Origin of the sequence: Paramicrobacterium salitolerans (genome assembly GCF_051513965.1) — a bacterium.
Taxonomy (GTDB): Bacteria; Actinomycetota; Actinomycetes; order Actinomycetales; family Microbacteriaceae; genus Paramicrobacterium.
This window is the reverse complement of the sequence record NZ_CP195847.1, coordinates 885,968-911,503: the sequence shown is the minus strand read 5'-3', so window position 1 is coordinate 911,503 and position 25,536 is coordinate 885,968. Positions and strand designations below refer to the sequence as shown.

General features: G+C 65.6%; 25 protein-coding genes and 1 tRNA gene. 6 read left to right on the top strand and 20 right to left on the bottom strand.

All coding sequences use genetic code 11. From position 1 onward, the window contains the following. Positions 1 to 10: 10 nt before the first annotated feature. From ACSAGD_RS04265 to manD, 4 genes are all read right to left on the bottom strand, one after another. The gene (locus ACSAGD_RS04265; protein WP_437584491.1) at positions 11 to 625 is read right to left on the bottom strand and encodes a 50S ribosomal protein L25/general stress protein Ctc; all 615 of its coding nucleotides are present in this window, start codon (positions 623 to 625) and stop codon (positions 11 to 13) included. A 196-nt stretch (positions 626 to 821) separates the two neighbouring features. After that, a complete protein-coding gene (locus ACSAGD_RS04260; protein WP_437584490.1) occupies positions 822 to 1,772 on the bottom strand; it encodes a hypothetical protein in 951 nt (316 codons plus the stop codon). Positions 1,773 to 1,821: 49 nt separating this feature from the next. Then, positions 1,822 to 2,367, bottom strand: coding sequence for a gluconokinase (locus ACSAGD_RS04255; RefSeq protein WP_437584489.1), 546 nt, complete (start codon positions 2,365 to 2,367; stop codon positions 1,822 to 1,824). Positions 2,368 to 2,386: 19 nt separating this feature from the next. Then, on the bottom strand, positions 2,387 to 3,625 hold the full coding sequence (gene manD, locus ACSAGD_RS04250) for a D-mannonate dehydratase ManD (RefSeq protein WP_437584488.1): 1,239 nt from the start codon (positions 3,623 to 3,625) through the stop codon (positions 2,387 to 2,389). Between the two features lie 192 nt (positions 3,626 to 3,817). Here manD and gndA point away from each other — a divergent pair, with 192 nt between their 5' ends. Beyond that, positions 3,818 to 5,269, top strand: coding sequence for an NADP-dependent phosphogluconate dehydrogenase (gene gndA, locus ACSAGD_RS04245; RefSeq protein WP_437584487.1), 1,452 nt, complete (start codon positions 3,818 to 3,820; stop codon positions 5,267 to 5,269). 107 nt (positions 5,270 to 5,376) lie between these two features. Continuing rightward, a complete protein-coding gene (locus ACSAGD_RS04240) occupies positions 5,377 to 6,195 on the top strand; it encodes a CPBP family glutamic-type intramembrane protease (RefSeq protein ID WP_437584486.1) in 819 nt (272 codons plus the stop codon). 80 nt (positions 6,196 to 6,275) lie between these two features. Here ACSAGD_RS04240 and ACSAGD_RS04235 read toward each other — a convergent pair whose 3' ends face one another. From ACSAGD_RS04235 to ACSAGD_RS04225, 3 genes are all read right to left on the bottom strand, one after another. Next, positions 6,276 to 7,253, bottom strand: coding sequence for a ribose-phosphate diphosphokinase (locus tag ACSAGD_RS04235; RefSeq protein ID WP_437584485.1), 978 nt, complete (start codon positions 7,251 to 7,253; stop codon positions 6,276 to 6,278). A 34-nt stretch (positions 7,254 to 7,287) separates the two neighbouring features. Next, the gene (glmU, locus tag ACSAGD_RS04230; RefSeq protein ID WP_437584483.1) at positions 7,288 to 8,724 is read right to left on the bottom strand and encodes a bifunctional UDP-N-acetylglucosamine diphosphorylase/glucosamine-1-phosphate N-acetyltransferase GlmU; all 1,437 of its coding nucleotides are present in this window, start codon (positions 8,722 to 8,724) and stop codon (positions 7,288 to 7,290) included. A gap of 1 nt (position 8,725) precedes the next feature. Further along, positions 8,726 to 8,797 (bottom strand) — tRNA-Gln (locus tag ACSAGD_RS04225). A gap of 83 nt (positions 8,798 to 8,880) precedes the next feature. Between ACSAGD_RS04225 and ACSAGD_RS04220 the strand changes: the two genes are divergently transcribed. Then, entirely contained in the window at positions 8,881 to 9,381 is a 501-nt protein-coding gene (locus tag ACSAGD_RS04220; protein WP_437584482.1) for a MarR family winged helix-turn-helix transcriptional regulator, read from the top strand. Here ACSAGD_RS04220 and ACSAGD_RS04215 read toward each other — a convergent pair. From ACSAGD_RS04215 to ACSAGD_RS04205, 3 genes are all read right to left on the bottom strand, one after another. Next, a complete protein-coding gene (locus ACSAGD_RS04215) occupies positions 9,378 to 10,037 on the bottom strand; it encodes a methionine ABC transporter permease (RefSeq protein ID WP_437584481.1) in 660 nt (219 codons plus the stop codon). The genes ACSAGD_RS04220 and ACSAGD_RS04215 overlap by 4 nt on opposite strands. Beyond that, positions 10,037 to 11,065, bottom strand: a complete 1,029-nt coding sequence (locus ACSAGD_RS04210) for a methionine ABC transporter ATP-binding protein (protein ID WP_437584480.1) — start codon at positions 11,063 to 11,065, stop codon at positions 10,037 to 10,039. Before ACSAGD_RS04210 ends, ACSAGD_RS04215 begins: the two co-directional genes overlap by 1 nt. 82 nt (positions 11,066 to 11,147) lie before the next feature. Then, complete coding sequence (locus tag ACSAGD_RS04205; RefSeq protein ID WP_437584479.1) at positions 11,148 to 12,047, bottom strand: MetQ/NlpA family ABC transporter substrate-binding protein; 900 nt, start codon at positions 12,045 to 12,047, stop codon at positions 11,148 to 11,150. Between the two features lie 311 nt (positions 12,048 to 12,358). Between ACSAGD_RS04205 and ACSAGD_RS04200 the strand changes: the two genes are divergently transcribed. Further along, complete coding sequence (locus ACSAGD_RS04200; RefSeq protein ID WP_437584478.1) at positions 12,359 to 12,565, top strand: cold-shock protein; 207 nt, start codon at positions 12,359 to 12,361, stop codon at positions 12,563 to 12,565. A gap of 70 nt (positions 12,566 to 12,635) precedes the next feature. Here ACSAGD_RS04200 and ACSAGD_RS04195 read toward each other — a convergent pair whose 3' ends face one another. The 4 genes from ACSAGD_RS04195 to ACSAGD_RS04180 form a co-directional block, all read right to left on the bottom strand. Further along, complete coding sequence (locus ACSAGD_RS04195) at positions 12,636 to 13,427, bottom strand: ABC transporter ATP-binding protein (protein ID WP_437584477.1); 792 nt, start codon at positions 13,425 to 13,427, stop codon at positions 12,636 to 12,638. Between the two features lie 4 nt (positions 13,428 to 13,431). Then, the gene (locus ACSAGD_RS04190; RefSeq protein WP_437584476.1) at positions 13,432 to 14,409 is read right to left on the bottom strand and encodes an ABC transporter permease; all 978 of its coding nucleotides are present in this window, start codon (positions 14,407 to 14,409) and stop codon (positions 13,432 to 13,434) included. A 28-nt stretch (positions 14,410 to 14,437) separates the two neighbouring features. After that, positions 14,438 to 15,430 (bottom strand): ABC transporter substrate-binding protein, encoded by a 993-nt coding sequence (locus tag ACSAGD_RS04185; RefSeq protein WP_437584475.1) that lies wholly within the window; start codon positions 15,428 to 15,430, stop codon positions 14,438 to 14,440. A gap of 131 nt (positions 15,431 to 15,561) precedes the next feature. Then, the gene (locus ACSAGD_RS04180; protein WP_437584474.1) at positions 15,562 to 17,298 is read right to left on the bottom strand and encodes an L-aspartate oxidase; all 1,737 of its coding nucleotides are present in this window, start codon (positions 17,296 to 17,298) and stop codon (positions 15,562 to 15,564) included. A 77-nt stretch (positions 17,299 to 17,375) separates the two neighbouring features. Between ACSAGD_RS04180 and ACSAGD_RS04175 the strand changes: the two genes are divergently transcribed. Continuing rightward, complete coding sequence (locus ACSAGD_RS04175; RefSeq protein ID WP_437584473.1) at positions 17,376 to 18,344, top strand: LysR family transcriptional regulator; 969 nt, start codon at positions 17,376 to 17,378, stop codon at positions 18,342 to 18,344. A gap of 67 nt (positions 18,345 to 18,411) precedes the next feature. Here the strand turns inward: ACSAGD_RS04175 and ACSAGD_RS04170 are convergent, their stop codons facing one another. After that, positions 18,412 to 18,972, bottom strand: coding sequence for a TetR/AcrR family transcriptional regulator (locus ACSAGD_RS04170; RefSeq protein ID WP_437584472.1), 561 nt, complete (start codon positions 18,970 to 18,972; stop codon positions 18,412 to 18,414). Positions 18,973 to 19,085: 113 nt separating this feature from the next. Here ACSAGD_RS04170 and ACSAGD_RS04165 point away from each other — a divergent pair, with 113 nt between their 5' ends. Next, on the top strand, positions 19,086 to 20,057 hold the full coding sequence (locus tag ACSAGD_RS04165) for an alpha/beta hydrolase family protein (protein WP_437584471.1): 972 nt from the start codon (positions 19,086 to 19,088) through the stop codon (positions 20,055 to 20,057). 68 nt (positions 20,058 to 20,125) lie between these two features. Here the strand turns inward: ACSAGD_RS04165 and ACSAGD_RS04160 are convergent, their stop codons facing one another. From ACSAGD_RS04160 to ACSAGD_RS04140, 5 genes are all read right to left on the bottom strand, one after another. Then, entirely contained in the window at positions 20,126 to 21,943 is a 1,818-nt protein-coding gene (locus ACSAGD_RS04160; RefSeq protein ID WP_437584470.1) for an ABC-F family ATP-binding cassette domain-containing protein, read from the bottom strand. A 91-nt stretch (positions 21,944 to 22,034) separates the two neighbouring features. Then, a complete protein-coding gene (locus ACSAGD_RS04155; RefSeq protein WP_437584469.1) occupies positions 22,035 to 22,970 on the bottom strand; it encodes a 4-(cytidine 5'-diphospho)-2-C-methyl-D-erythritol kinase in 936 nt (311 codons plus the stop codon). Positions 22,971 to 23,022: 52 nt separating this feature from the next. Then, entirely contained in the window at positions 23,023 to 23,559 is a 537-nt protein-coding gene (locus ACSAGD_RS04150; protein WP_437584468.1) for a hypothetical protein, read from the bottom strand. Positions 23,560 to 23,761: 202 nt separating this feature from the next. Next, positions 23,762 to 24,604 carry a 16S rRNA (adenine(1518)-N(6)/adenine(1519)-N(6))-dimethyltransferase RsmA gene (gene rsmA / locus ACSAGD_RS04145; RefSeq protein ID WP_437584467.1) on the bottom strand — a complete coding sequence of 281 codons (843 nt, stop codon included), beginning with the start codon at positions 24,602 to 24,604 and terminating at the stop codon, positions 23,762 to 23,764. Continuing rightward, positions 24,601 to 25,533 carry a TatD family hydrolase gene (locus ACSAGD_RS04140; RefSeq protein WP_437584466.1) on the bottom strand — a complete coding sequence of 311 codons (933 nt, stop codon included), beginning with the start codon at positions 25,531 to 25,533 and terminating at the stop codon, positions 24,601 to 24,603. The genes rsmA and ACSAGD_RS04140 overlap by 4 nt, the downstream gene beginning before the upstream one ends. Between the last annotated feature and the right edge of the window lie 3 nt (positions 25,534 to 25,536).

The following is a 25,536-nucleotide window of genomic DNA, read 5'->3' as shown; positions in this document are numbered from 1 at the left end:
CTGAAATGCCTTACTCGGCGTCCTTGGCCTCGTCGGCCTCGTCCGCTGCGGCTTCCTCCGCGGCCTCTTCCTCGGGCTCGGGAGCAGCGCTCGGAACGGTGACCTGAGCGAGCAGGAGGTCTTCCTCCTCGGCGAGCTCAGCGCCAGCGGGCAGCTCGACGCCACCGGCGAGGATCTGCGTGCCCTCTTCGGCGCCCTCGATCGAGACGACGATGTTCTCGGGGATGTTCGTGGCTTCGACGTTGAGGCGGATGGTGCCGACCTCAACCATGACGATGGTGCCGGGGAACGACTCGCCCTCGAGGTGCACGGGCACCTCGACGTCAACGCGCTCGCCCTTCTTCACGACGATGAGGTCGACGTGCTCGATGACCTGCGCCACCGGATCACGCTGAACGTCCTTCACCAGCGTGAGCTGCTTCTTGCCATCGACGTTGAGCTCGACGACCGCGTTGCTGCGACGCAGCAGAAGCATGGTCTCGTGACCGGGCAGGGTCACGTGCTGCGGCTCGGCACCGTGGCCGTAGATGACAGCGGGAATCTTGCCTGCGGCACGGAGCTTGCGCGCCGCGCCCTTGCCGAATGCCTCACGCACGGTTGCGGAGAGCTTGAGCTGGTCAGCCATGTTGGTTTCTCCTTGCCGGCGATGCCGGCGGTTCTGTCGGGCACGAAGCCCAGACGACGTTTCGTGTTGTCAACTCGAACGCATGTCAGCGTGAGGACAAGCCTGTGCCCATCCACCGCGTCGATAACGGACACCGAGACGGTGTCCCTCGCCGAAGTTCAATCGTGAAGTCTACCGCATCCGGTGGCGCTGATTCTCAGAGCGCGTTCTGAGCTCGTCTCCGCTGCATCGCCGAGCGCCCGAGCACGCGCGCGACCACTCCCGTCGCGAGCAGGAACACGGCGAGCGCGGCCGCGAAGCCGCTGAGGCACCACACGACCGCTGTCTGCGTCGCCCAGTTCGGCAGGATCGACGTTGTGGTGGAGGGCACTCCCGCGAGGAATCCAGCGAGCGCGACCCACATGACGACCCAGTAGAGACCGAAGCCGTACAGCCCGGCCGCGGAGAGCCGGGCCGTTGCAGAGACTGCGGCGCACAGCAGCGCTCCCACGAGCAGGGCGATGAGCGAACCGACCGGGATGCCGGAGGAGGCGAGCACCCGGTACTCCACGTTGAGTCCGTATCCGCCGATCCAGACGAGCACGGCGCCAGGCACACTCAGAATGACGGCCGCTCCCATCGCGATGATGCGGCCGATCGGCGACACCCGGGGTCCGGCCCGTCGCCGCGCCCGCTGTCCGAGCGCAGCCGCCAGCGACACCGCAGCGAACGTGAGCAGGAAGCCCGTGGCCGCCGCATACGAGGCCTGCGCGAGTGCGTCAGGGAACACCCACGCGTAGACGCGCGGCATCCAGCTGATGGGGTGGCTCTCCCACCCGCCTGCCACGTACGGCACGACGAAGCCGATGAGCGCGAGCGCGAGTTCGAGGGATGCCGCGATGAGCGTTCCCGCGGTCGAGACGACCATCGTGGCGGCGGACCCGGCGATCAGCAGCAGACCCGCTGAGACCTCGAGCCAGTTCGCCATGCCGAAGGTTCCGTCGACTCCTGAGCCCATGATGACGCTGGCGCCGCCGGTGAACACCATGCCGAGTCCGAGAAACCGCGAGATGATGGCGACGACCGCGCTGGCTACGCGGCGTTGCCATGGCGGTGTCGTGGAGTCGCGCGGCTCGCGCACGCCCACGGCATCCGTATTCTCGCTCATGTCCCTGAGTTTAGAGCCACCTGTGAGAATCCGAGGCGTAGGCCGCGCTTCAGCGCGCGGAGTGTCCGACACGTGCGTCGATCGCCTGGCGCACGGCGTCAACGACCTCGTCGACGCTGCCGTCGATGTTCACGATGTCTCCCGGCTCGTCCGCGTCGAGGTTCTCGAGGGTCTCGAGCTGCGAATCGAGCAGCGTTGTGGGCATGAAGTGGCCGCTTCGTCCGCTCATGCGCTGCTCGAGCACCTCGCGGCTGCCGCTGAGCTCGATGAATACGGCCTCGGGCGCTTCGTCGAGGATCGCGTCGCGATAGGAACGTTTGAGAGCGGAGCACGCGATCACGAGGCCCTCGCCGCGCTCGCCCGCCTCACGGAGCACACGGCCGACCTTCGCGAGCCACGGCCAGCGATCGTCGTCGGTGAGCGCGAGGCCGGCCGACATCTTCTCGACGTTGGCCGCAGAGTGCAGCGCGTCTCCGTCGATGAATCGCACTGCGTAGACCTCTGCCACCCGTTCGCCGATGGTGCTCTTGCCTGACCCGGAGACCCCCATCACGACGATCTGGGGTCGGTGAGCGGCGCGGGAGTCGGTATTCATCACGCACGAGCTTACTGCGTCACCAGTCGTGCACGGTTCCGTCCGCGAGTCGGTTGTACGGCAGATACGCCGTCGTGTACGGGTACTCCCCCGCGCCGTCGACGTCGAGTTCGACTCCGAGTCCGGGGCTGTCGCCCGGGTGCAGGTAACCGTCGTCGAAGGTCATCGACTGTTCGAAGACCGCGTTCGTGCGGCTGCCGTGCTGCATGTACTCCTGGATGCCGTAGTTGTGGATCGCGAGGCCGACGTGCAGCTGCGCCGCGAAGCCGACCGGCGAGATGTCCGTCGGTCCGTGGAAGCCCGACTTGATCTGGTACATCGCGGCGTAATCCATGACCTTCCGCAGCGGGGTGATGCCGCCGAAGTGCGTCGATGCGGCTCGCACGTAGTCGATGAGCTGCTCGGAGATGAGGTTCTGGAAGTCCCAGATCGTGTTGAAGACCTCCCCGATCGCGAGAGGCGTCGTGGTGTGCTGGCGCACGAGACGCAGGGCCTCCTGGTTCTCGGCGGGTGTGCAGTCCTCGAGCCAGAACAGATCGTACGGTTCGAGGGACTTGCCGAGCTGCGCCGCCTGCATCGGAGTCATCCTGTGATGACCGTCGTGCAGAAGCGGAAGCTCAGGGCCGAACTCGTTCCGCACCGCTTCGAAGACCGTTGGCACGTGCCGGAGATATGATCGCGTGTCCCAGTCTTCCTGCGACGGCAAGGCGCCACGCTGCGCCGGCTCGTGATCGTATCGGACGCCCTCGTTCCCCGGCAGCCCGCTGTTCGAGGCGATTCCGTAGATCGCCTTCAGCCCGGGCACGCCCGTCTGCACGCGGATGGAGCGGTAGCCGAGCTCCTGATGCGCGCGGATCGAGTCGAACAGCTCCGGGAGCTCTTTGCCCGACGCGTGCCCGTAAGCCATGAGGCCGTTTCGGCTCGCGCCGCCGAGCAGCTGGTAGACCGGCATCCCCGCTGCCTTGCCTTTGATGTCCCACAACGCCATGTCCACCGCGGCGATGGATGCCATCGTGACCGGGCCGCGCCGCCAGTACCCGCTGCGGTAGAGAAACTGCCACGTGTCTTCGATGCGCGAGGGATCGCGATCGATCAGAAGAGGCACCACGTGCTCGTTGAGGTAGGCCGCGACGGCGAGCTCTCTGCCGTTGAGCGTGGCGTCGCCGAGCCCGGTGAGACCGTCGTCGGTCGTCAGCTTGAGCGTGACGAAGTTGCGGTCCGGACTCGTGACGATGACCTCAGCCTTGTCGATCTTCACGGAATCACTCCTTTGTGCTCGTTCACCCGACCGTACACCCCTCGCACAGCTTCACATCGAGACGTGTCGGCACCCGCTTTGCTAGCGTTGACCCTGGATTCTCCCGCGTCGGCAGCATCCGGTCGACCTGCCGCGCACGCGAGCACACTGACTTTCTCTTTTCCTTTCCGCAACTACCAACGAGGAGATCTCATGGCGGATACCCCACAGGCGAACATCGGCGTCATCGGCATGGCGGTGATGGGTTCCAACCTCGCCCGCAACTTAGCCAGTCGCGAGGGCAACACGGTCGCGATCTACAACCGCTCCCCGGAGAAGACTCGCGCGGTCGTCGAGGAGTTCCCCGAGGCCGGCTTCATCGCGTCGGAATCGATCGACGACTTCGTGGCCTCGCTGCAGACTCCCCGCACGGCGATCATCATGGTCAAGGCGGGCAAGGGCACGGATGCCGTCATCGACCAGCTCGTCGAACGCTTCGAGCCCGGCGACATCATCGTGGACGGCGGCAACGCCCTGTTCACCGACACGATCCGCCGCGAGAAGGCGGTCCGTGAGACCGGCATCAACTTCGTCGGCGCGGGAATCTCCGGTGGCGAGGAAGGCGCGTTGAACGGGCCGAGCATCATGCCCGGCGGCTCTGCCGAGGCGTGGGAGACGCTCGGGCCGATCCTGCGCTCGATCGCCGCCGTCGCCGAGGGTGAGCCCTGCGTCACGCACGTGGGCACCGACGGTGCCGGGCACTTCGTGAAGATGATCCACAACGGCATCGAGTACGCCGACATGCAGCTGATCGCCGAGGCCTACGACCTGATCCGCCGCGGCACCGGCAAGTCCCCCGCCGAGATCGCCGAGATCTTCGCCGAGTGGAACACCGGCGAGCTCGAGTCGTACCTGATCGAGATCACCGCCGAGGTGCTGCGCCAGGTCGACGCCGAGACCGGCAAGCCCCTCGTGGATGTCATCCTCGACCAGGCCGGCGCCAAGGGCACCGGCGCCTGGACAGTGCAGACCGCACTCGAGCTCGGTGTTCCGGTCTCCGGCATCGCCGAGGCCGTGTTCGCCCGCTCGCTGTCCTCCAAACCGGCCCAGCGCCAGGCCGCGGGCGACCTGCCCGGCCCCGACACCAGCTGGAGCGTCGACGACCCCGACGCCTTCATCGAGGACGTCCGCCAGGCCCTCTACGCCTCCAAGATCATCGCCTACTCGCAGGGCTTCGACGAGATCATCGCCGGCGCCGAGCAGTACGGCTGGGACATCAAGAAGGGCGACATCGCCAAGATCTGGCGCGGCGGATGCATCATCCGCGCCCAGTTCCTCAACCGCATCACCGAGGCCTACGACGAGAACCCCGACCTGGTCGCACTCATCCTCGCCCCGTACTTCACCGACGCGGTCACCACAGCCCAGCCCGCCTGGCGCCGCATCGTCGTCGCCGCCGCGCAGGCAGGAATCCCCGCACCCGCGTTCTCCTCCTCCCTGTCGTACTACGACGGACTCCGCGCCGACCGCCTCCCCGCCGCCCTCGTGCAAGGCCAGCGCGACTTCTTCGGCGCCCACACCTACAAACGCACCGACAAGGACGGCACCTTCCACACACTCTGGTCAGGCGACCGCACCGAAATCAACGCAGAAGACACCCACTGACCGCTCGTCAGCCACGGTGCCGAGGGGCTCGCGAGTACGACTCGCGGGCCCCTCGCCGTGTGTGAAGCATCCGATTTCGATGCGACGCGTCTGCTTAGAATGTCGGCATGGTCGCCCGGCCCGCTTCGCTGCCCGTCCGCTCGACCGGCGCCACTCTGGCCCCGGCGCTGCTGCTCGCGGCATCCGCTGTCGGTCTCTTCGGCCTTGGTCTGCGGCCCTGGGCGTACGTCGGAATCGTCGCCGCTCTCGCGGCATCCGCATTCGTGTCTCGCACCTTGCTGAAGGATCTCACGCTCATCGCGGTCGGGCTCACATGCGTCAGCCTCGTGCCGGTGAACACCGACATCGAGTGGGGTCACATGCTGCAGATGGGCGCGGGGCTCGCCGCCGCCGTGCTGATTCCGTACTGCATCTCCCGCTGGGTCTACCGCGACCATACGGTGCGTTTTCCGGTTGCGACGGGCGTGCGCTGGACGACCGTCGAGTACGTGTATCTCATCTGCGTCGTCGTGCTCGGCTGGGTCATTCTGCCGCTCTACATGATTCCGACGGGTGTCTACCAGAACTGGCCCGCCGCCGATGATCCGAGCCTCATCGCCCGGCTCTTCCTCGGAACGAACGGGCTCGGCATCTGGGACGAGCTGTTCTTCATCTGCACGTGCTTCGCGCTGCTGCGGCGGCACCTGCCGATGTGGCAGGCGAACCTCGTTCAGGCGATCATGTTCACGTCGTTCCTGTGGGAGCTCGGGTTCCGTGCCTGGGGGCCGCTGCTGATCTTTCCGTTCGCGCTCGTGCAGGGCTGGATCTTCAGCCGCACCAAGTCACTCAGCTACGTCGTGTCCGTGCACCTGCTGTTCGACTTCGTGCTGTTTCTCGTGCTGCTGCACGCGCACACGCGACACTGGCTGCCGATTTTCCTCTACTGACCCGCTGCGATCCGAATGCAGGGGCAGGATGCCGCAGGGCCCCGCGACGTCTGCCGCGGGGCCCTGCGTGAAAGCGTCGATCAGGCGGCGCCGTCGAAGAGGCTCGTGACGGATCCGTCGTCGAAGACCTCCTTGATGGCCCGCGCGAGAAGCGGAGCGATCGGGAGGATCTCGAGCTTGTCGAAGTGCTTCTCCTCCGGAAGAGGAAGCGTGTCGGTGACGACGACCTTGTCGATCGACGACGACTGCAGCAGCTCCACGGCCGGGTCGCTGAAGACGGCGTGCGTCGCCGCGACGACGACGCCGGTCGCGCCGTTCTCCTTCAGAGCCTCGGCGGCCTTCACGATCGTGCGTCCGGTATCGATCAGATCGTCGACGAGGAGGCACACGCGGCCCTTCACGTCACCGACGATCTCGTGCACCGAGACCTGGTTGGGAACCAGCGGGTCGCGACGCTTGTGGATGATGGCCAGCGGGGCGCCGAGCTTGTCACTCCACTGGTCGGCAACGCGCACGCGGCCCATGTCGGGCGAGACCACCGTGAGGTTCTCGGGGTCGAGTCGCTCCTTGAAGTAGTCGAGCAGCACGGGCATGGCGAAGAGGTGGTCGACAGGGCCGTCGAAGAATCCCTGAATCTGCGCGGCGTGCAGGTCGACCGACATGATGCGGTCCGCGCCGGCGACCTTGAAGAGGTCGGCGACCAGTCGCGCGGAGATCGGCTCGCGGCCACGGCCCTTCTTGTCTTGGCGCGCGTAGGGGTAGAACGGCGCCACGACGGTGATCCGCTTAGCGGAGGCCCGCTTCAGGGCATCCACCATGATGAGGTGCTCCATGAGCCACTCGTTGATGGGTCGCGGGTGCGACTGGATGACGAACGCGTCACAGCCGCGCACACTCTCGTCGAAGCGCGCGTAGATCTCGCCGTTGGCGAAGGTCCGGGCGTCTGTGGGTACGAGCTCAGATCCGAGCTCGGACGCGATGCTTTCAGCGAGTTCCGGGTGCGCACGACCTGAGACCAGAACGAGCCGCTTTTGCCCCGAAGCTTTGATACCGGACACTACCCCTGCTTTCTGTCGTTGTTCGACGTTGCAGCTACTGTTCTTCGTTGCCGTTGGCGGCCGCCGCTGCGTCTGCTGCCGCCGTACCCGGGCGGTTGGCTTCTACCCAGCCGTCCATGTTCCGCTGAGGCGCCACGTTGACCGCGAGCGCACCGGCGGGAACGTCTTTGCGCACCACAGTACCCGCACCAGTGTAAGCACCGTCGCCGATCGTGATCGGTGCGACGAACACATTGTGCGAACCCGTGCGCACAAAGGAGCCGATGGTGGTGGCGTGCTTGTTGACCCCGTCGTAATTCGCGAAGATCGTGCCGGCGCCGATGTTCGCGCCCTCCCCGACCGTTGCGTCGCCCACATAGGAGAGGTGCGGAACCTTGCTGGATGCTCCGATGCGAGCGTTCTTCGTCTCGACGAATGTGCCGATCTTTCCGCTCTCGTCGAGAACGGTGCCGGGGCGGAGGTAGGAGAACGGGCCGACGGAGGCGCCACGGCCGATGACCGCGAGGGTCGCGTCGGTACGCTTCACGACGGCATCCTCACCGACCTCGCAGTCGACGAGCGTCGTGTCGGGTCCGATCTCGGCGCCCTCCTCGATGACCGTTGCACCGAGGATCTGCGTGCCCGGCTTGATCGTGACGTCGCGCGCGAGAACGGCCTTCACATCGATCCACGTCGTCGCGGGGTCGTGGATGGTCACGCCCTCAAGCTGCCAGCCACGCACGATGAGGCTGTTCAGTCGTGATGCGGCCGCGCTCAACTGCGCGCGATCGTTGACGCCCTCGACGACCCACGGCTCCGAGACGGGAGCCGCAGAGACCTTCGCCCCACGCTCTCGCAGCAGTCCGATGACGTCCGTGATGTACTTCTCGGCCTGAACATTGTCGGTGGTGAGACGCGGAAGCTCGCGACGCAGAGGCGCGACGGCGAAGACGTAGACGCCCGCGTTGATCTCATTGACCCCGAGCTCAGCGGCCGAGGCATCCTTCTGCTCGACGATGCGGTCGAGAGCCCCCTCCTTCTCGCGGATGATGCGTCCGTAGCCGGTCGCGTCGTCGAGAATGGCCGACAGCACCGTTGCAGACGCGCTGCCTGCACGGTGCCGGTCGATGAGCTTGCCGAGAGTCTTCGAGTCGAGAAGCGGAACGTCGCCATTGATGACGAGCACGTCGCCGTCGAACTCCTGCGGCAGCACCCCGACGGCCTGCTCGACTGCACGGCCGGTGCCGGGCGTGTCGTCCTGGTCGACGATGATGCTCTCCGGCAGTTCATCGTTCACGACCTCGACGATGCGGTCACGCTCATGACGCACCACTGTGACAACGTGCGCCGCCTCCAGCGCACGAGCGGTCGCGAGCACGTGCCCGAGCATCGGCACACCGGCGATCGGGTGGAGAAGCTTGGGAAGAGAGGACTTCATTCGCGTGCCTTGTCCGGCCGCGAGGACGACGATGGCCAATCTCTTATCGCTCATGCTCCGCCTCCAGGATTCGAACCTAGACTTCACAGCTCCAAAGGCTGTCGTGCTGCCATTACACCAAGGCGGACCGCACACCAGAAAGCGCGCAGGTTCCAGTTTGCCAGAAGAAATCCGGCAATCGCCTCCACTCCCCCACGCGATAATGGAGAAATGGCAGAAACTCACGACGAAGTTGATCGCATCGTCACCGCGTGGCAGCGCGAGCGTCCAGACCTGTCGTTCACGCCACTTCAGGTGCTCTCGCGCATCGGGCGGCTGTCACGCCACCTCGAGCGAGCGCGCCGTTCTGCCTTCACGCGCTCAAAGCTCGAATCATGGGAATTCGACGTACTTTCTGCCCTGCGACGCGCCGGTGAGCCGTTCACGCTGAGCCCGAAGCAGCTGCTGACGCAGACCCTCGTCTCCAGCGGCACCATGACCAACCGCATCGACCGTCTCGTGTCGCGCGGCCTGGTCGAGCGTCGCACCGACCCGAACGACGGGCGCGGCATCCTCGTAGTCATGACGCCGACGGGGCAGGCCCAGGTGGATGCCGCGATCACACGGCTCGTGGACGCCGAAGCCGAGCTTCTCGCCGGACTCTCGATCGACGACCAGCGAACGCTCGCGGGTCTCCTCCGCCGGCTGATGCTCGACTTCGACGAGGTCTAGCGCCGAAGCACCTTGCGGGCGAGAGTGTTGCCGAGGAACTGCACAATCTGCACGATGATCACGATCATGACCACGGCCGACCAGGTCACGATCGGCTCGAACTGGCGGAATCCCCACTGGATGGCGAAGCTGCCGAGACCGTTTCCGCCGAGATAGCCGGCAAGCGCCGACATCTCGACGATCGCCACGAACACGAACGTGTAGCCCAGGATGAGCGGGCCCAGCGCCTCGGGCAGCACAACCGACCAGATGGTCCGCAGCCGACTCGCACCCGATGCGCGGGACGCCTCGATGACACCGGGCGACACGCTCACGAGGTTCTGCTCCACGATGCGGCTCACGCCGAAGACTGCGGCGATCGAGATCGCCATGATCATCGCGTCGTTTCCGATTCCCTTGCCGATCACCAAGCGCACGAGCGGCTGGATCGCGGGGATGAAGATGATGAACGGAATCGGTCGGAAGAAGTTCACGATGACGTTGAGCACCGTGAAGACGGCCCTGTTGGCGAAGATGCCACCCTGTCGCGTGACGTACAGCGCCAGACCGAGGATGAGACCGCCGATGCCGCCGAACACCATGCTGAGCGCGACGAGGTAGAGGGTGATGCCCGTCTCTTCGAAGAGCTTGGGCAGCAGGTCGATGAGCTGATCCATCAGGCGGCCTCCACAACTTCGACGGTGGTTTCGATGCGTTTGAGAGCGTCGTCGATGGCGGCATCCTCACCCGTGAGAGCGAGAGTCAGGTGCCCGAATGCGCGACCGCGGATGTCATTGATGCCGCCGTACACGAGCTCGAAGCCGACTCCCGCGCGTGACAGTTCGACGAAAACCTCGCTCTGCGAGCGGTTGCCGTCTCGGAATGAGAGCGTCACGATGCGACCGGCATGCCTCTCGCGGAGCGTCGCGACCTCCACGGCATCCGGAATGCCCTTCACGACGGTCGAGACGAATCGACGCGATGCGGAGTGCTGGGGGTCGGAGAACACATCGAACACATCACCCTGCTCGATGATGCGGCCCTTCTCCATGACCGCCACCCGACTCGCGATCGACTGGATGACATCCATCTCGTGGGTGATCACGACGATCGTGATGCCGAGCTCGCGGTTGACCCGGTCGAGAAGTCCGAGCACCTCGTGCGTCGTCTCGGGGTCGAGCGCACTCGTCGCCTCGTCGGCGAGCAGGATGCGTGGATTCGTCGCGAGAGCCCGGGCGATGCCCACACGTTGCTTCTGACCGCCGGAGAGTTGGTCAGGATAGTTTCGGCCCTTGTCCCCGAGGCCTACGAAGTCGAGCAGCTCAGCAACGCGTTTCTTGCGCTCGCTCTTCGGAACACCGGCGATCGCGAGGGGGTATGCCACGTTCTTCGCGACGGTCTTCGAACTGAACAGGTTGAACTGCTGGAAGATCATGCCGATCTCGAGGCGGAGCTTGCGCAGCTCCCCTTCGCTGAGCCGTGTGATATCTGTTCCGTCGACGATCACCTGACCGCTCGACACCGGTTCGAGTGCGTTGATGAGACGCACGAGCGTGGACTTACCCGCACCCGAGTAGCCGATGATCCCGAAGACCTCGCCCTTCTCGATGTCGAGGCTCACATTGTCGATGGCGTGAATGAGCTCGCCCTTGGCCGTGGCCGACGGGTAGGACTTCGTCACGTCCTTGAGGCTGACGATCGACACAGAGACGCCTTTCTGCGGTCACAGCGATCCGGCGGTGCGTCGTACGCCCGCCGGATCGCCTCATTGCGTTGGTGGAGGGGAGCTAGCCCTGCGCCTTGATGTCTGACACGACCTCGTCGAGAGACGCCTGCAGCTCGTCCGCAGGAGTCTCGACGAACTCAGCGGTTCCGCCCGCGGTCTCCTGCACACCATCGAGGACATCCTGGCTGCTGTGGTAGATGTCGACGAGCTTGTTATAGACCTTGTTGTCTTTGTCGGCCGCGCGGGTGACGAAGATGTTGATGTAGGGAACGGCGTTGGGGTCAGCCGGGTCGTCCTGGGCGATGGCGTCGGATGCCTTGAGACCAGCGTCCTCGATGAAGTCGTTGTTGATGATCGCCGCGGCCAGATCGGGCAGCGAGGTCGGAGTGAGGCTCGCCTCGAGAGCGGTCACCGTGACGCGAGACTTCGACTCGACGACGTCGCTCACGGTCGAGAAGACGCTTCCGCCGTCTTTCAGCGTGATCAGTCCGGCCGACTGCAGAACGAGGAGACCGCGCGCCTGGTTGGACTCGTCGTTGGGAACGGCCACCTCGGCGCCGTCGGGGATGTCCTCGACGGAGTCGTACTGGGTGGAGTAGAGGCCGAGCGGGTAGATGGCGGTCGCGCCGATCGGCGTGAGATCGTCACCGGATGCCTCGTTGTACTGCGCGAGGTAGATGACGTGCTGGAACTGGTTCATGTCGATGTCGCCCTCGGACAGCGCCGGGTTGGGCTGCGTGTACTCACCGAAGTCGACGATCTCGACGCTGATGCCTTCATCAGCGGCGGCGTCGACGTAGGTCTGCCAGTACGGGTCGCTCGCGCCGACCACGCCGATCTTGACGGGGTTGTCGGCGGAGCCCTTCTCAGCGGATGCCTCGGCTGAGGACCCTGAGCACGCGGCGAGCGTGGCGATGAGGGGAAGGGCAGCGAGCGCTGCGAGAAGCTTTTTCTTCGACACAGGAGGTCCTTACTCTACGGGTTGCTCCCATACGGTAAGCACGCCCCTGTCGCCTGGTGAAGTCGGACCGTAACAGAGCGAAACGAAGTGCCTGCGAACGTCGTGAAGCTGACGATCTGGTGTCGGTTTTGTCACGACCCTCGTAATTCGCGATGGACTGCATTAGGTTGAATCACGCAGTAGTTGTGTACGCAGTGATTTTTTGCGCACGGACGTCGAAGGGTGACGGTCGTGCACTTGAGGGAGCGGACAGAATCGCGGCACCAGCGCGTCCCGACAGTCGGGGCCCGCAAACTCAAGGAGTACCACCAATGGCAACCGGCACCGTCAAATGGTTCAACGCTGAAAAGGGCTTTGGATTCATCACGCCTGCTGACGGCTCGGCAGACGTCTTTGCCCACTACTCGGCCATCGCGACCAGCGGTTACCGCACGCTCAACGAGAACCAGCAGGTTGAGTTTGAGATTGCACAGGGCCCGAAGGGCCTGCAGGCGGAGAACATCCGTCCGCTCAACTGAGCGCATTCAGAAGAACGGGCCCGCGAGCATCTGCTCGCGGGCCCGTTTCCGTTGGGGCACTCCCCCAGCGTCAGGTGAGCAGCGCACGGTCATCGAGCGCTGCTCCCTTGATCTTCGTGAACTCCTCGAGAAGCCGCGGCACCGTGAGTGAAGCTTTCTCTGTCTCGGATGCCTCGAAGACGATGCGCCCCTCGTGCATCATGATCAGTCGGTTGCCGAGCTTCAGCGCCTGCTCCATGTTGTGGGTGACCATGAGGGTCGTGAGCTTGCCCTGCGAGACGATGCGTTCCGTGAGCGTCGCCACGAGAGCGGCGCGCTGCGGGTCGAGGGCGGCCGTGTGCTCGTCCAGCAGAAGGATGCTGGGGTGGGTGAAGCCCGCCATGAGGAGCGACAGCGCCTGCCGCTGACCGCCGGAGAGCAGCCCGACCTTCGCCGAGAGCCGATTCTCGAGTCCCAGCTCGAGGGTGGACAGCTCCTCGCGGAACCTCTCCCGCTGCTTCGCGCCGAGAGCGAGCCCCAGACCGCGGAACCTGCCGCGGCGCGCGGCGAGCGCCAGGTTCTGCTCGATGGTGAGGTTCGGCGCCGTGCCCGCCATGGGATCTTGGAAGACCCGGCCGAGGTAGCGGGCTCGCCGGTGTTCCTTCAGCCGGTTCACCTTCTTGCCGTCGATCGAGATCGTTCCGGCATCCACTCGATACCGGCCGGAGATGGCGTTGAGAAGCGTTGACTTTCCGGCGCCGTTTGAGCCGATGACCGTGACGAAGTCGCCCTCCTCGAGCCTCAGGCTGAGATCGATGAGCGCTTTGCGCTCGTTGACACTTCCCGGGAAGAAGGTCTTGGAGATCGCGTCGATGTCGAGCATTGCGTCACTCTCCCTTGCTCGGAGCCGCCGCAGCGGGCTCGGGTGTCGTCGCGGCCGGTGCCGTCTCTCGAGGAGTCACGCGACCTCCGCGCCCGCGCAGCGACGGGACGCGCTTGAGGAAGCCCCAGCGCGGAAGCAGGAGCGCCAGGACGACGAGAACTGCGGTGACGAGCTTCATATCGTTCGGGTCGAGTCCCACGCGCATCGCGTAGAAGATAATGAGGCGGTAGACCACGGCGCCGAACACGACAGCGAATGTGGAGACCCAGATGAACCTCTGCCCCAGCACCGCTTGACCGAGGATGACGGAGGCCAGCCCCACGAGGATCAGACCGATTCCCATGCTGATGTCCGCGAAGCCCTGATACTGCGCGACGAGGGCGCCGCAGAGCGCGACCAGCCCGTTCGAGAGCGCGAGAGTGAGAATTGTCGTGGCGTCCGTCGAGACGCCGAAGCTGCGGATCATCGGCCCGTTGTCGCCGGTGGCCTGAATCGAGAGCCCGAGGTTCGTGGCGAGGAACCAGTCGACGATCAGCTTGAACACCATGACGGCGACGAAGAGGATCGCCACCCCTGCCCAGGTGCGCAGCAGCGAGGCATCCTTGAGCGGGGTGAAGACGCTGTCGGTGCGCAGCAGCGGCAGATTCGCCGCCACCGCGGCATCCTCTTTGGCTGTTCCCATGATCCGCAGGTTCACGGACCACAGCGCGATCATCGTGAGGATTCCCGCGAGGAGTCCGTCGATCTTGCCCTTGGTGTGCAGCAGTCCCGTGATGATGCCGGCGATCAGCCCCGCCCCGCCACCGGCGAGGGTGGCGAGGACGGGGTTGCCGCCGTTGGTGATGATGGCCGCCGCGACAGCCGCACCGGTCGTGAAGCTTCCGTCGACCGTGAGGTCGGGAAAGTTGAGCACGCGGAACGTAAGATACACGCCGAGTGCCATCACGCCGTAGATGAGGCCGATTTCGAGTGCGCCGATCATTGTGGTGCGTCCTTAATGACGTTGCGTCCTATTCGACGGTCTCAGCCTTGTCGAGGATCTCCTCCGGAATCGTCACGCCCATGCGCTCTGCCGCGCCCGGGTTGACCACGTAGGTGAACTCCTTCGACATCTCGACCGGCATCGTCGCTGGGTCGGCATCCTCGGTCAGGATCTTGAGTGCCATCTCACCGGTCTGGTAGCCGAGCTTGTCGTAGTCGATGCCGAGCGTCGCGATCGCGCCGCCCTCCACCGTGCCCGACTCCGCGCCGATCACGGGGATCTGCTTCTTCTCGGCTACCTGGATGAGCGAGGCGATGCCCGAGACGACGGTGTTGTCCGTGGGCACGTAGATCGCGTCGACGTCGCCGAGAGCCTCAGCTGCCTGGGCGATGTCGTTCGCGGTCGTGACAGTCTGCGTCGTCACCGACATGTCGCGCTCTTCCGCCGCCGCGGTCGCGGCCTTGACCTGAACTTCGGAATTGACCTCGCCCGAACTGTAGACGATGCCGATCTTCTCGGCGTCAGGAACGATCTCCTTCAGCATGTCCAGCTGGTCTTCGATCGGAGCGGCGTCGCTCGTGCCCGTGATGTTTCCGCCCGGCTCTTCGTTCGAGGCGACGAGGTCTGCCGACTCGGCGTCGGTCACGGCGGTGAACACGACCGGAATCTCGGTGATCGCCTGGGCTGCGGCCTGCGCTGCCGGAGTCGCGACTGCGAGCACGAGATCGAGGTCCTGCGTGGCGAAGTTCTGAGCGATCGTGACCGCGGTGGACTGCTCACCGTTCGCGTTCTTCTCGGTGAACTCCACCGTGTCGCCCTCGACGTACCCGGCGTCGGTGAATGCCTTCTTGAAACCGGCGGTCGCTGCGTCCAGTGCCGGGTGCTGCACGAGCTGGCTGATGCCGATCGTCAGCTTCTCTGTGCCCCCATCGCCACCAGACTCATCTCCACTGCACCCCGCGAGTGCGAGGGCGCCAACCGCCGCGACAGCGATGCCCGCCATCAGCCGGGAGTTCTTCATGCTGTTCTCCTTTGAATGCCTCGTCGACGCCGCACGACGTCTTCAGAGATTCTGCCAGAGTTCAGCACATGAGTTGTGCAAGAAAGTCGTCGCGCGCGACGAACGCGCACGCGACGACGGATTCTTGTTCGCTACTCGACAAGTTTGCCCTCGCTCGACACCTCGCGCATGAGCGCTGCGACGTCCTCCGGCACGGGTGGAATCGCCTCGCGCGTAACACCGGTCTCGGGAGACCAGACAAGGTTCACCTGCAGCTCCGGATCGGTCTCGGGAAAGTCGCTTCGGTTGTGGCATCCTCGTGTCTCTCGCCGTTCGCGCGCGGCTTCGAGAGTGGCACGTGCGGCCAGAGCCGCCGACTTGAGGTCGAACGCGTGGGCGAGGTCCTGGAACCCCGCGATGTCCGGGTGGATGCCGATGTCGAGCATCCGATCTTCGATGTCGTCGAGCTCGGAGAGTCCCGCGCGCAGCCCCTCTTCGGAACGCACGACTCCCGCGTGCTCTGTCATCGTATTGCGGATGGCCCGCTGGAGCGCGCGCACGTTCTCGCGTCCGTCGTCGGCGAGGAGATCGTCGATCTCGCGCCGAGCCTGCGCGACCGCCTCTGCGGACCGGCGCTGAGCTTCGAGACCCGCGGCGTGCTGCATCGCGGCTCGGCCGACGATGCGTCCATAGACGAGCAGCTCGATGAGCGAGTTTCCGCCGAGTCGGTTCGCTCCGTGCAGTCCACTCGAGGCTTCGCCGATCGCGTAGAGACCGTCGACGTCTGTGCTGTGATCGTCGGAGCGCACCCATACGCCGCCCATCGAGTAGTGAGCCGTCGGGGCGATCTCGATCGGATCCGTCGTGATGTCGAGCATCTGCAGCTCAAGCATCGTCTGGTAGACCCGCGGCAGTCGCGACATGATCGTCTCGCGGGGCAGGTGCGACACATCAAGCCAAACGCCACCCTTCTCCGTGCCGCGGCCCTCCTTGATCTCGGTGTAGGCGGCGAGCGCGACCCGGTCGCGGGTGGAGAGTTCCATGCGCTCCGCGTCGTACGATGCCATGAACCGCTCGCCGAGCGCATTGCGCAGGATGCCGCCCTCCCCGCGTGCCGCCTCGGAGACGAGCGTGCCGGCGGCGTTCTCCGGTTCGATGATTCCGGAGGGGTGGAATTGAACGAGCTCGGGGTCCCGCAGCCGCGCTCCGGCCTCGACAGCGAGACGGAACGCGTCACCGGTGTTCTCGTCGCGTCGCGATGACGTGCGGCGCCAGATTCGCGTGTGCCCACCGGCGGCCAGAATGACCGCGTCCGCGTGGATGAGGTAGCGGGTGCCGTCGTTCTGATCGAAGCCGTAGGCACCGAAGACGACGCCTTCGCGCACCAGGATGCGCGTGATGTAGACGTTGTCGAGAATCGGCACGTTCAGCTGCTCGGCGCGACGCACAAGGGTGCGCTGGATCTCGAGCCCTGTGTAGTCGCCCGCGAACGCCGTGCGTCGGAAGGTGTGCGCGCCGAAGAAGCGCTGCGAGATGCGCCCGTTGTCTTCGCGGGCGAAGTTCATCCCCCACCGCTCGAGGTCGGCGATGCCGCGCTCGGCACCACGAGTCACGATCTCGACCGTGTGCGGGTTCGCGAGCATATAACTCTCGGTGATGGTGTCGGCCGCGTGCTGCTGCCAGCTGTCTTCGGCGTCCATCGTGCCGAGAGCGGCGTTGATGCCGCCCGCGGCGAGCGACGTGTGGGCATCGTTCCGGGGACGCTTGCCCACAGCGAGAACGTCGACCCCTGCCTCGGCGACTTCGATGGCAGCCCGAAGGCCAGAGCCCCCTGTTCCGATGACGAGGATGCTGGTGGATACCTGACGTTCGCGATTTTCTCCGGTCATGAGATCCACGCTAGGAGTCGCTTTCTGATACGTCCAATGCATAGTTTTACTTGTTTCAATAGCGGTACGCTATAGAAATGAACCTTGAGCAGCTGCGCAGCTTCATCGAGATCGCGCACACCGGCCACTTCACGCGGGCGGCGGAGCGACTGCACCTTGCACAGCCCTCCCTCAGCAGACAGATCGCGACGCTCGAGCGCGAACTGAACGTCGAGCTGTTCCACCGGGCGCGGGGGCACATCACTCTCACAGCGGCGGGCGAAGCGCTGATGCCACGGGCACAGAGGATGCTCGCCGAGGCCGATGCAGTGAAGGACGACGTTGCCGAACTGCTCGATCTTCGACGCGGCCGTGTGCGCATCGGCGCCACACCCACCCTCTGTGTGAGCCTCATCGCCGAGGTCCTCACCGCATTTCGCACGCAGCACCCCGGCATCGACGTCCAGCTCACCGAGGGCGGATCACGACTTCTGCAGGAGCAGCTCGCGGTGGGCGCTCTGGACGTCGCTCTCATCACGACGTCGGAGGGCCCGGCGACTCCCGGCGTCAGTCTCACCCGAGCCCCTCTTCTCGCCGAGGAGCTCGTCGTGATCTGGGCATCCGACCAGCCCGCACCCACCGCGGAGCAGGAGATCACTCTAGATGAGCTGAGCCGGCAGCCGCTCATCGTCTTTCCGGAGAGCTACGACCTGCGCGTCGCCACGGATGCAGCGTTTCGAAGCGCCGGCCTCTCGCCTGCCCCCGTGATCGAAGGCGTCGAGATGCACACAGCGCTGCGATTCGTCGAACGCGGACTCGGGGTCGCCCTTGCTCCGGCGATGGTTCTGCACGATCGCCCGACGCTGAGCTCCACGCGACTGGCCGAGCCGCGGCTCGAGCGAACGGTAAGCCTGGCGCACCGAGCCGATGTCACACCGCCGCGAGCCGCGGAGGCGATGCAGCGTGCGATCGTGAAAACCGCCGGGCGCCTCGCGGAGCGCAATCCGGCAACGCGCGTGCTCACCGACGCGAGCCGTCGCGGGGACGGAGTTCGCGCTCTACGGTAGCGAAGCCGCGTCTGCGATGATCGTTCCGATCCTTCAGCCGACCGGGGCTATGCCCCGATAGCGCCAGCTACGCGAGAACGCCCGAGATGAGCAGCCGCGTCACGGTGCGCACATCGTACTGTGCATCCTCGCTTCCGATACTGAGGTTTCCGATCCCCCGCATCAGCGAGTAGCCAGAGACAGCGGCTGCTCCCTTGCTCGACACGGCGGCGAGCAGACTGTCGCAGACTGGCACCAGCCGCTCGACGAAGTAGGAATGCAGCGTCTGCCACGCGGCACTGTCGTTTCGCAGCGCATCCGCAAGTCCATGCTTGGTAACGAGAAAGTCGACGAACTCGTCCACCCACGACCGAAGGGCATCCTCCGGTCGACGTGAGGATGCGAGCAGGTCGGGCCCGGCCTGAGCGAGCGAGTCGACCTGATGACGGTAGACAGCGATGATGAGCTCTCCCCGACTCGGAAAGTGCCGGTAGATGGTGCCCACACCGACACCGGCTCGCTCTGCGATCATTCGCACGGGCGCGTCGACACCGTGCGCGACGAAGACCTGACCTGCGGCGTCGAGCAACGCCTGCTGATTCCTCCGAGCATCCGCGCGTTGTGGGCGCGGCGAAGTCTGGGGGTTCATTGACAGACTCCTCCTCACGATTGCTAAACGGAACGACGTTCCGTATATTAATCGGAACAGCGCTCCGCTTCATTGTGTCACAGCGCCGAGCGCTTTCACGAAAGGAAACACTGATGCCTTCCCCTTCCCACTCTGCAAACACAGCCCTCGTCAACGGTCTCACTGAGATCATCGGCGAGGGCTCCTCGGTCATATCGGTTGCTCCGGTCACTCTCGATTCCCCTGGGCGCAGGCATCCGCTGTCCGTCCGGGTCTCTGCGCCTGTCTCCGGGAGCGACCTGCCGATACTCCTCTTCTCCCACGGAAACGGATGGTCCTTTGATGGCTACGGACCTCTCGCATCATTCTGGGCCTCGCATGGTTTTGTCGTCGTTCAGCCGACGCACCTGGACTCGCGGCGATTCAGCATCGGGCTCGATGACCCGCTCTTCGCTGACATCTGGCGCGAGCGACACCGAGACCTCACACGGTCGCTCGATCAGCTCGACACAATCGAACGCGCGGTGCCCGGCCTCGCGGGCCGCCTCGACAGGAGCCGGATCGTCGCAGCAGGTCATTCATGGGGTGCGCAGACGGTCCAGCTGCTACTTGGAGCGCGAGTTCTCGACAGCGACGGAACCAGCGGGAGAAGCTATGCCGACCCTCGCGTGACCGCCGGCGCCCTGCTCGCCGCGACAGGAACCGGAGGATCAGACCTGCACCCGTTCGCTCGCGAGCACTTTCCCTTCATGAACCCGTCATTCGCAGAGCTCACCACTCCGACGCTCGTTGTGGCTGGAGATCACGATCAGTCTCAGCTGTCAGCGCGCGGGCCCGATTGGTTCACCGACGCGTTCGTGCAGAGTCCCGGCGCCACCGATCTGCTCACGTTGCACGGAGGAGAGCATTCGCTCGGCGGCATCCCGAACTACGACGCTGCCGAGACGACCGACGAGAATCCCGAGAGAGTCGCCGTCGTACAGCATATGACGACCGCTTATCTGAGGGATGCCGTCACCTCGGGTACTGAGACATGGCAGCGCGCTCGATCAGCGCTCGCGGCGATAGGCTCGGCCGTCGGAACGGTCGACAGCAAGCGACTGTGACGGAGCACTCCGTCGCCTCGTCCGCTCGGTACACCGCCGATTCGCGGAGACGGGTGCGCTCAGCGTTCTCACGCCTCGAGGAGCTCTGAGAGCTCGAGCCAGCGCGTCTCGAGATCGCTGACCTCCCCCTCCAGGCTCTGCAGCCGGGCCGTCAGCTCGCCGAGCCCCTCGTAGTCGCTCTGATCGTGATCCGCGAGCTCCTGGTGAACGTCGGCGACCTGCTTCTGCAACTTCGCGATCTTGCGGTCGACGCTCGCGAGCTCCTTCTCCGCGGTGCGACGTTCCGCCCCTCCCAGGCGAGAGTGTGAGGATGCCGCAGGCGTCGGCGCACCGGCACTCGACGCGCGGGCCGGTGGTGCTGCCGCCTCGGCATCCGTTCGCTCTTGTTCTCGCCGCAGGCGGAGGAACTCGTCGACGCCGCCCGGCAGGTGCCGCAGATGCCCGTTCATCACGGCGTACTGCTGATCGGTGACGCGCTCGATGAGGTACCGGTCGTGCGAGACGACGATGAGCGTGCCCGGCCAGGAGTCGAGGAGATCCTCGATCGCGGTGAGCATATCGGTGTCCATGTCATTCGTCGGCTCGTCGAGGATGAGCACGTTCGGCTCGTCGAGCAGAATGAGCAGCAGCTGCAGGCGCCGCTTCTGGCCGCCTGAGAGATCCTTGATGGGCGTCGACAGCTGCGCGCTCGAGAATCCGAGGCGTTCGAGCAGCTGCCCCGGTGTGAGCTCTTTGCCTCCCGCGACATAGCTCGTCTTGAGGCGGCCGATGACGGTGCGAACGCGCTCGTGGCCGATCGCGTCGAGACCGGTGAGCTGCTGAGTCAGACTCGCGATGCGCACGGTCTTGCCGTGTTTGACTCGGCCGGCGCTCGGAGTGATCGCTCCGGTGATCAGGCCGAGGATCGTGGACTTGCCAGCACCGTTGATGCCGAGGATGCCCGTGCGTTCGCCCGGCGCGATCCGCCATTCGACGTCACGCACGATCGTGCGATCGCCGTAGGTCACGGTCGCGTCGAGAAGGTCGACGACGTCCTTGCCGAGGCGTGCGGTGGCGAGCTGCGTGAGCTCGACCGTGTTGCGCGGCGGCGGTTCGTTGGCGATGAGTTCGTTCGCGGCGTCGATGCGGAACTTCGGTTTGGAGGTACGGGCAGGAGCTCCGCGACGCAGCCAGGCGAGCTCTTTGCGCATGAGATTCTGCCGTTTCTCCTCGGCCACGGCGGCCATCCGGTCACGCTCCACGCGCTGCAGAATGTACGCCGCGTACCCGCCTTCGAAGGGCTCGACGACCCGGTCGTGGACCTCCCACGTCGTCGTGCAGACCTCGTCGAGGAACCACCGGTCGTGCGTCACGACCACGAGCCCGCCGCTTGCGACACCCCATCGACGCTTCAGGTGCTCGGCGAGCCAGGCGATGCCCTCCACATCCAGATGGTTGGTGGGCTCGTCGAGAAACAGGACGTCCCACTCGCCCGTGAGCAGCGCGGCGAGCGCGACACGTCGCCTCTGCCCGCCGGAGAGCGAACCGATCGTGGCCTGCCAGGGCATATCGCGCACGAGTCCATCGATGATGTCGCGGATGCGGGCATCCCCCGCCCACTCATGCTCGGCCATCTCCCCGACGATCGACCCGGCGACCGTGGCATCGTCGTCGAGGGTATCGCGCTGATCGAGGACCCCGATGGTCGTGCCCCGACGAACGGTGACGCGGCCGTCATCAGGTTCGATGCGTCCGGAGAGCAGACCGAGCAGCGTCGATTTTCCGTCGCCGTTGCGGCCGACGATGCCGACGCGATCCCCCTCGTTCAGCCCGACCGTGACACCGTCGAAGACCACGCGCGTCGGATACTCAAGATGCAGGTTCTCCCCGCCAAGCAGATGTGCCATATCCCCTCAAGCGTAGAGGGTGCCGACGCATGCTTTCTCGCCGCCGTATCGGCTAGGCCGTCGCGCCGAGTCTCGCCTCGCTAGACGCGCATCAGTTCTCGACGACGCGCGCCCCCACGACGGGACCTGTGACGTGGTGCGCTGTGATTCCGGACGTTGTGAGGCCGATCTGCAGGTCGATCGCTGCTTCGGCGGAGGACGAGAGCAGCGCGACGGTGGGCCCGGAGCCCGAGACGATCCCGGCGAGCGCGCCCTGCTGCTCGCCGAGCTCGAGGGTGCGGGTCAGCTCGGGGCGAATGTGCAGCGCCGCCACCTGAAGATCGTTGTGCAGTACATCTGCGAGCATGTGGGCATCGCCCGCGCGAATCGCCTGCAGCACACCCGCATCGACAGTCGGCGATGCCTGCACGGGAGCGATGTCCGCCGCGTGGCGCGCACGATGCTCGTCGAGCTCGCGGTACACCTGCGGGGTCGACATGCCGAAGTCGGCGAACGCGAGCACCCAGTGGAAGGTGCCTTTCGCGAGCGCAGGACTGAGCTGATCACCCCGGCCCGTTCCGATGGCCGTGCCGCCGACGAGCGAGAATGGAACGTCCGCGCCGAGCCTGCCCGCCACCTTGAGGAGCTCCTCACGCGGCAACTCGGTCTCCCAGAGCGTGTCGCAGGCGAGCAGCGCACCCGCGGCATCCGCTGAGCCCCCGCCCATGCCGCCGGCGATAGGCACATGCTTGTCGATCTGCAGGTGGACTCCGCCCGTGTAGCCGGTCTTCTTCGCCAGCATTCGCGCGGCTTTGATCGCGAGATTGGTGCGGTCTGTCGGCAAGCCTCGAGTGTCGACCGGCCCGCCGAACGCGACGCTGAATTCGTTAGCGGGAAACGCACGGACGTCCTCGTACAGCGAGACCGCCTGGTAGGCCGTGGCCACGTCGTGGTAACCATCCGCTGTGGGCTCCCCGACGTTCATGTAGACGTTGATCTTGCCGGGCGCGCGCACGTGAACATGCGGTGTCGTGCGCGGATCACTCATGCTTCCAACCTAGTCGAGGTCGCGTGACCGACATATTTCGCGACGCGAGATGTCAGGATGCCGGCGGCAACCAGCCCTTCATGAGCGCCTTCGCCTCCGCAAGCTCCTCGGCCGAGGAGAGCTTCGGCATCGTGAGCGACACCTTCGACTTCTCGCCCGAGGGGTAGACCCCGGCGATGACGGTTCGGCCGTCGTCGAGCTTCCAGCGCGCGCTGGCGTTCTTCGCCGACGTGTTGACGGATGCCGGTTCGCTGCCGGTCGCTGCCGTCACCGCGTCGACCAGACGCGCGAGCGCTTCGTCGCGGGTGGCGTGCAGCGTGCGGCTGACCGCCGCCTCGAACGTGCCGTCCGCGCGCTGCCCCGGCTGGCGACGACCGATGTGCTGCTCGTAGCCGACCGTGATCCCCTGCGCCCACCATCCGTCGACGCGGTGCTCTTCGACGAGCCACGATGCGATGCGCGGATGCGGCCAGGACGCCGCCCCTGCAGCATCCAGCAGCCTGTTCCAATCCTCCCGCGAACGGCCGGTCGCCCGCTCGAGTGCCTCGGATCCGACGGTTTCGCTGTGCGATGCAGTGGGCTTTGCCATGCGACCAGTGTGCCGAAGCCGGCGCCACCCCGCCAGAGGTGCGACGAGCAAAGAGTCGGAGATTTTGGGGACTCGCCGTGCGGAGAACGCTTACCCCACGGCGTTTCGCTCAATTAACCGATTCTCTGAGATGCCAGCGCGGTACACCCGGCGCAGAATGCCCAGCCCAGTACACTCACCGAGAAGGCAACCGCGGGCGGATCTATGCAGAGACGCTGGCGATGCGTGCGAAGTCGTGCACCGTCAGAGACTCCCCCCGAGCCGTCGGCTCCACTCCCGCGCGCTCGAGCACCGCGGAGGCTGCCTGGGCGTTGCCGAGTACCGGACCGAGCGACTGGCGCAGCATCTTGCGGCGCTGCGCGAACGCGGCATCCACGAGAGCGAAGGTGCGGCTGCGCTCCTCCTCAGTGCCGAACGGCTCCGCGTGACGGGCAAACTCAACCAGCACGCTGTCGACGTTGGGCACCGGCCAGAACACCTGCCGACTGACGGTTCCGGCGATGCGCCACGAGCCGTACCACGCGGCCTTGACGCTCGGGCTGCCGTAGACCTTCGAGCCGGGGTCCGCAGCGAGACGATAACCGACCTCGGCCTGCACCATGACGACGCCCGCCGTGAGACTGGGCACGGTCTCCATGAGGTGCAGCAGCACCGGAACCGACACGTTGTACGGCAGGTTCGCGACGAGCCGCGTGGGCTCCCCCGGCAGGTCCTGCACACGAAGGGCATCCTCCGCGAGCACCGTGAGGTCTGCGCCCGGCGCCATCCTCGCGACCGTCGTCGGCAGCTCTTCCGCGAGACGCTTGTCGATCTCGACCGCGACGACGCGAGCTCCTGCCTCGAGCAGCCCCAGCGTCAGCGAGCCGAGACCCGGCCCCACCTCGACGACGCGATCACCCGCGGCGACGTTCGCCGCGGTGACGATCTTGCGGACCGTATTCGCGTCGACCACGAAGTTCTGGCCCAGCTTCTTCGTCGGCTGCACACCGAGGCGTCCCGCGAGCTCGCGGATCTCCACCGGGCCGAGCAGCGTCACCCCACTCATTGCCAGCCCAGTTCGTACGGGTCGGGCGGTGAGACGACCGGGTCGGAATCCCAGTGCCCGTACACGTACTCCGTGTTCGACGCGACCTGAGCGGCGAGCATGTTGACGTCGGTCTCAAGGTGGTCGGCGATGAAGCGCACGGTGTGCGGCAGCAGGTACGACGCGTTCGGGCGGCCTCGGTACGGCATGGGGGTCAAAAACGGTGCATCCGTCTCGACCAGCAGCAGCGCCCGTGGAACCGCGTCGAGAGCGCGCCGCAGGTTGGGGGCGTTCTTGAACGTCGCGGTTCCGGCGAACGACATGTACCAGCCGTTCTCGGTGCAGACCTCAGCGAGCTCGGCGTCGCCGGAGAAGCAGTGGAAGACCGTGCGCTCGGGAGCGCCGACACGTTTGAGAGTCGCGACGACGTCGTCGTGGGCATCACGATCGTGGATCTGCAGCGCGAGGTCGTGCTCCTTCGCGATAGCGATGTGCTCCTCGAACGAGCGGATCTGCGCGGCACGCCCGTCTTCACCTGTTCGGTAGTAGTCGAGTCCGGTCTCGCCGATGCAGCGCACGCGCGGCAGCGGTGCGAGCTCGGCAATGCCCTGAATCGCGTCGTCGAGAGTGCCCGCCTTCTCGAGCTCCGGAGCTTCGTTCGGGTGCAGAGCGACGGCCGCGAGCATGCGAGGTTCGACGGATGCCGCTTTCGCAGACCACTGCGAAGACCGCAGATCCGTGCCGACCTGCACGATTCCCCGGATGCCGGCCGCAGAGGCGCGATCAAGCTGTTCCGGAGGGGTCAGCGAACCGCCCTCCGCCGGGAACTCCTCCATGATGCCCGGATCGATGTGCGTGTGGTTGTCGTAGACGGGAACGACGAGTTCCTCCGGGATGGGAGGGTAGCTCCGATCGCGCTGCTTCTTCGACGTTCGGGGCTTGTCGCTCATATC

Bases quoted from the DNA above. Each gene is read 5' to 3' on its own strand.
- gndA (WP_437584487.1), top strand. From the start codon at position 3,818: ATGGCGGATACCCCACAGGCGAACATCGGCGTCATCGGCATGGCGGTG.
- rsmA (WP_437584467.1), bottom strand. From the start codon at position 24,604: ATGAGTGGGGTGACGCTGCTCGGCCCGGTGGAGATCCGCGAGCTCGCG.
- ACSAGD_RS04140 (WP_437584466.1), bottom strand. From the start codon at position 25,533: ATGAGCGACAAGCCCCGAACGTCGAAGAAGCAGCGCGATCGGAGCTAC.
- ACSAGD_RS04195 (WP_437584477.1), bottom strand. From the start codon at position 13,427: ATGCTCGACATCGACGCGATCTCCAAGACCTTCTTCCCGGGAAGTGTC.
- ACSAGD_RS04220 (WP_437584482.1), top strand. From the start codon at position 8,881: ATGGCAGAAACTCACGACGAAGTTGATCGCATCGTCACCGCGTGGCAG.
- ACSAGD_RS04160 (WP_437584470.1), bottom strand. From the start codon at position 21,943: ATGGCACATCTGCTTGGCGGGGAGAACCTGCATCTTGAGTATCCGACG.
- ACSAGD_RS04185 (WP_437584475.1), bottom strand. From the start codon at position 15,430: ATGAAGAACTCCCGGCTGATGGCGGGCATCGCTGTCGCGGCGGTTGGC.
- ACSAGD_RS04150 (WP_437584468.1), bottom strand. From the start codon at position 23,559: ATGGCAAAGCCCACTGCATCGCACAGCGAAACCGTCGGATCCGAGGCA.
- ACSAGD_RS04255 (WP_437584489.1), bottom strand. From the start codon at position 2,367: ATGAATACCGACTCCCGCGCCGCTCACCGACCCCAGATCGTCGTGATG.
- ACSAGD_RS04175 (WP_437584473.1), top strand. From the start codon at position 17,376: ATGAACCTTGAGCAGCTGCGCAGCTTCATCGAGATCGCGCACACCGGC.
- ACSAGD_RS04170 (WP_437584472.1), bottom strand. From the start codon at position 18,972: ATGAACCCCCAGACTTCGCCGCGCCCACAACGCGCGGATGCTCGGAGG.
- ACSAGD_RS04265 (WP_437584491.1), bottom strand. From the start codon at position 625: ATGGCTGACCAGCTCAAGCTCTCCGCAACCGTGCGTGAGGCATTCGGC.
- glmU (WP_437584483.1), bottom strand. From the start codon at position 8,724: ATGAGCGATAAGAGATTGGCCATCGTCGTCCTCGCGGCCGGACAAGGC.
- ACSAGD_RS04260 (WP_437584490.1), bottom strand. From the start codon at position 1,772: ATGAGCGAGAATACGGATGCCGTGGGCGTGCGCGAGCCGCGCGACTCC.
- ACSAGD_RS04240 (WP_437584486.1), top strand. From the start codon at position 5,377: ATGGTCGCCCGGCCCGCTTCGCTGCCCGTCCGCTCGACCGGCGCCACT.
- ACSAGD_RS04190 (WP_437584476.1), bottom strand. From the start codon at position 14,409: ATGATCGGCGCACTCGAAATCGGCCTCATCTACGGCGTGATGGCACTC.
- ACSAGD_RS04155 (WP_437584469.1), bottom strand. From the start codon at position 22,970: ATGAGTGATCCGCGCACGACACCGCATGTTCACGTGCGCGCGCCCGGC.
- ACSAGD_RS04215 (WP_437584481.1), bottom strand. From the start codon at position 10,037: ATGGATCAGCTCATCGACCTGCTGCCCAAGCTCTTCGAAGAGACGGGC.
- ACSAGD_RS04165 (WP_437584471.1), top strand. From the start codon at position 19,086: ATGCCTTCCCCTTCCCACTCTGCAAACACAGCCCTCGTCAACGGTCTC.
- ACSAGD_RS04200 (WP_437584478.1), top strand. From the start codon at position 12,359: ATGGCAACCGGCACCGTCAAATGGTTCAACGCTGAAAAGGGCTTTGGA.
- ACSAGD_RS04180 (WP_437584474.1), bottom strand. From the start codon at position 17,298: ATGACCGGAGAAAATCGCGAACGTCAGGTATCCACCAGCATCCTCGTC.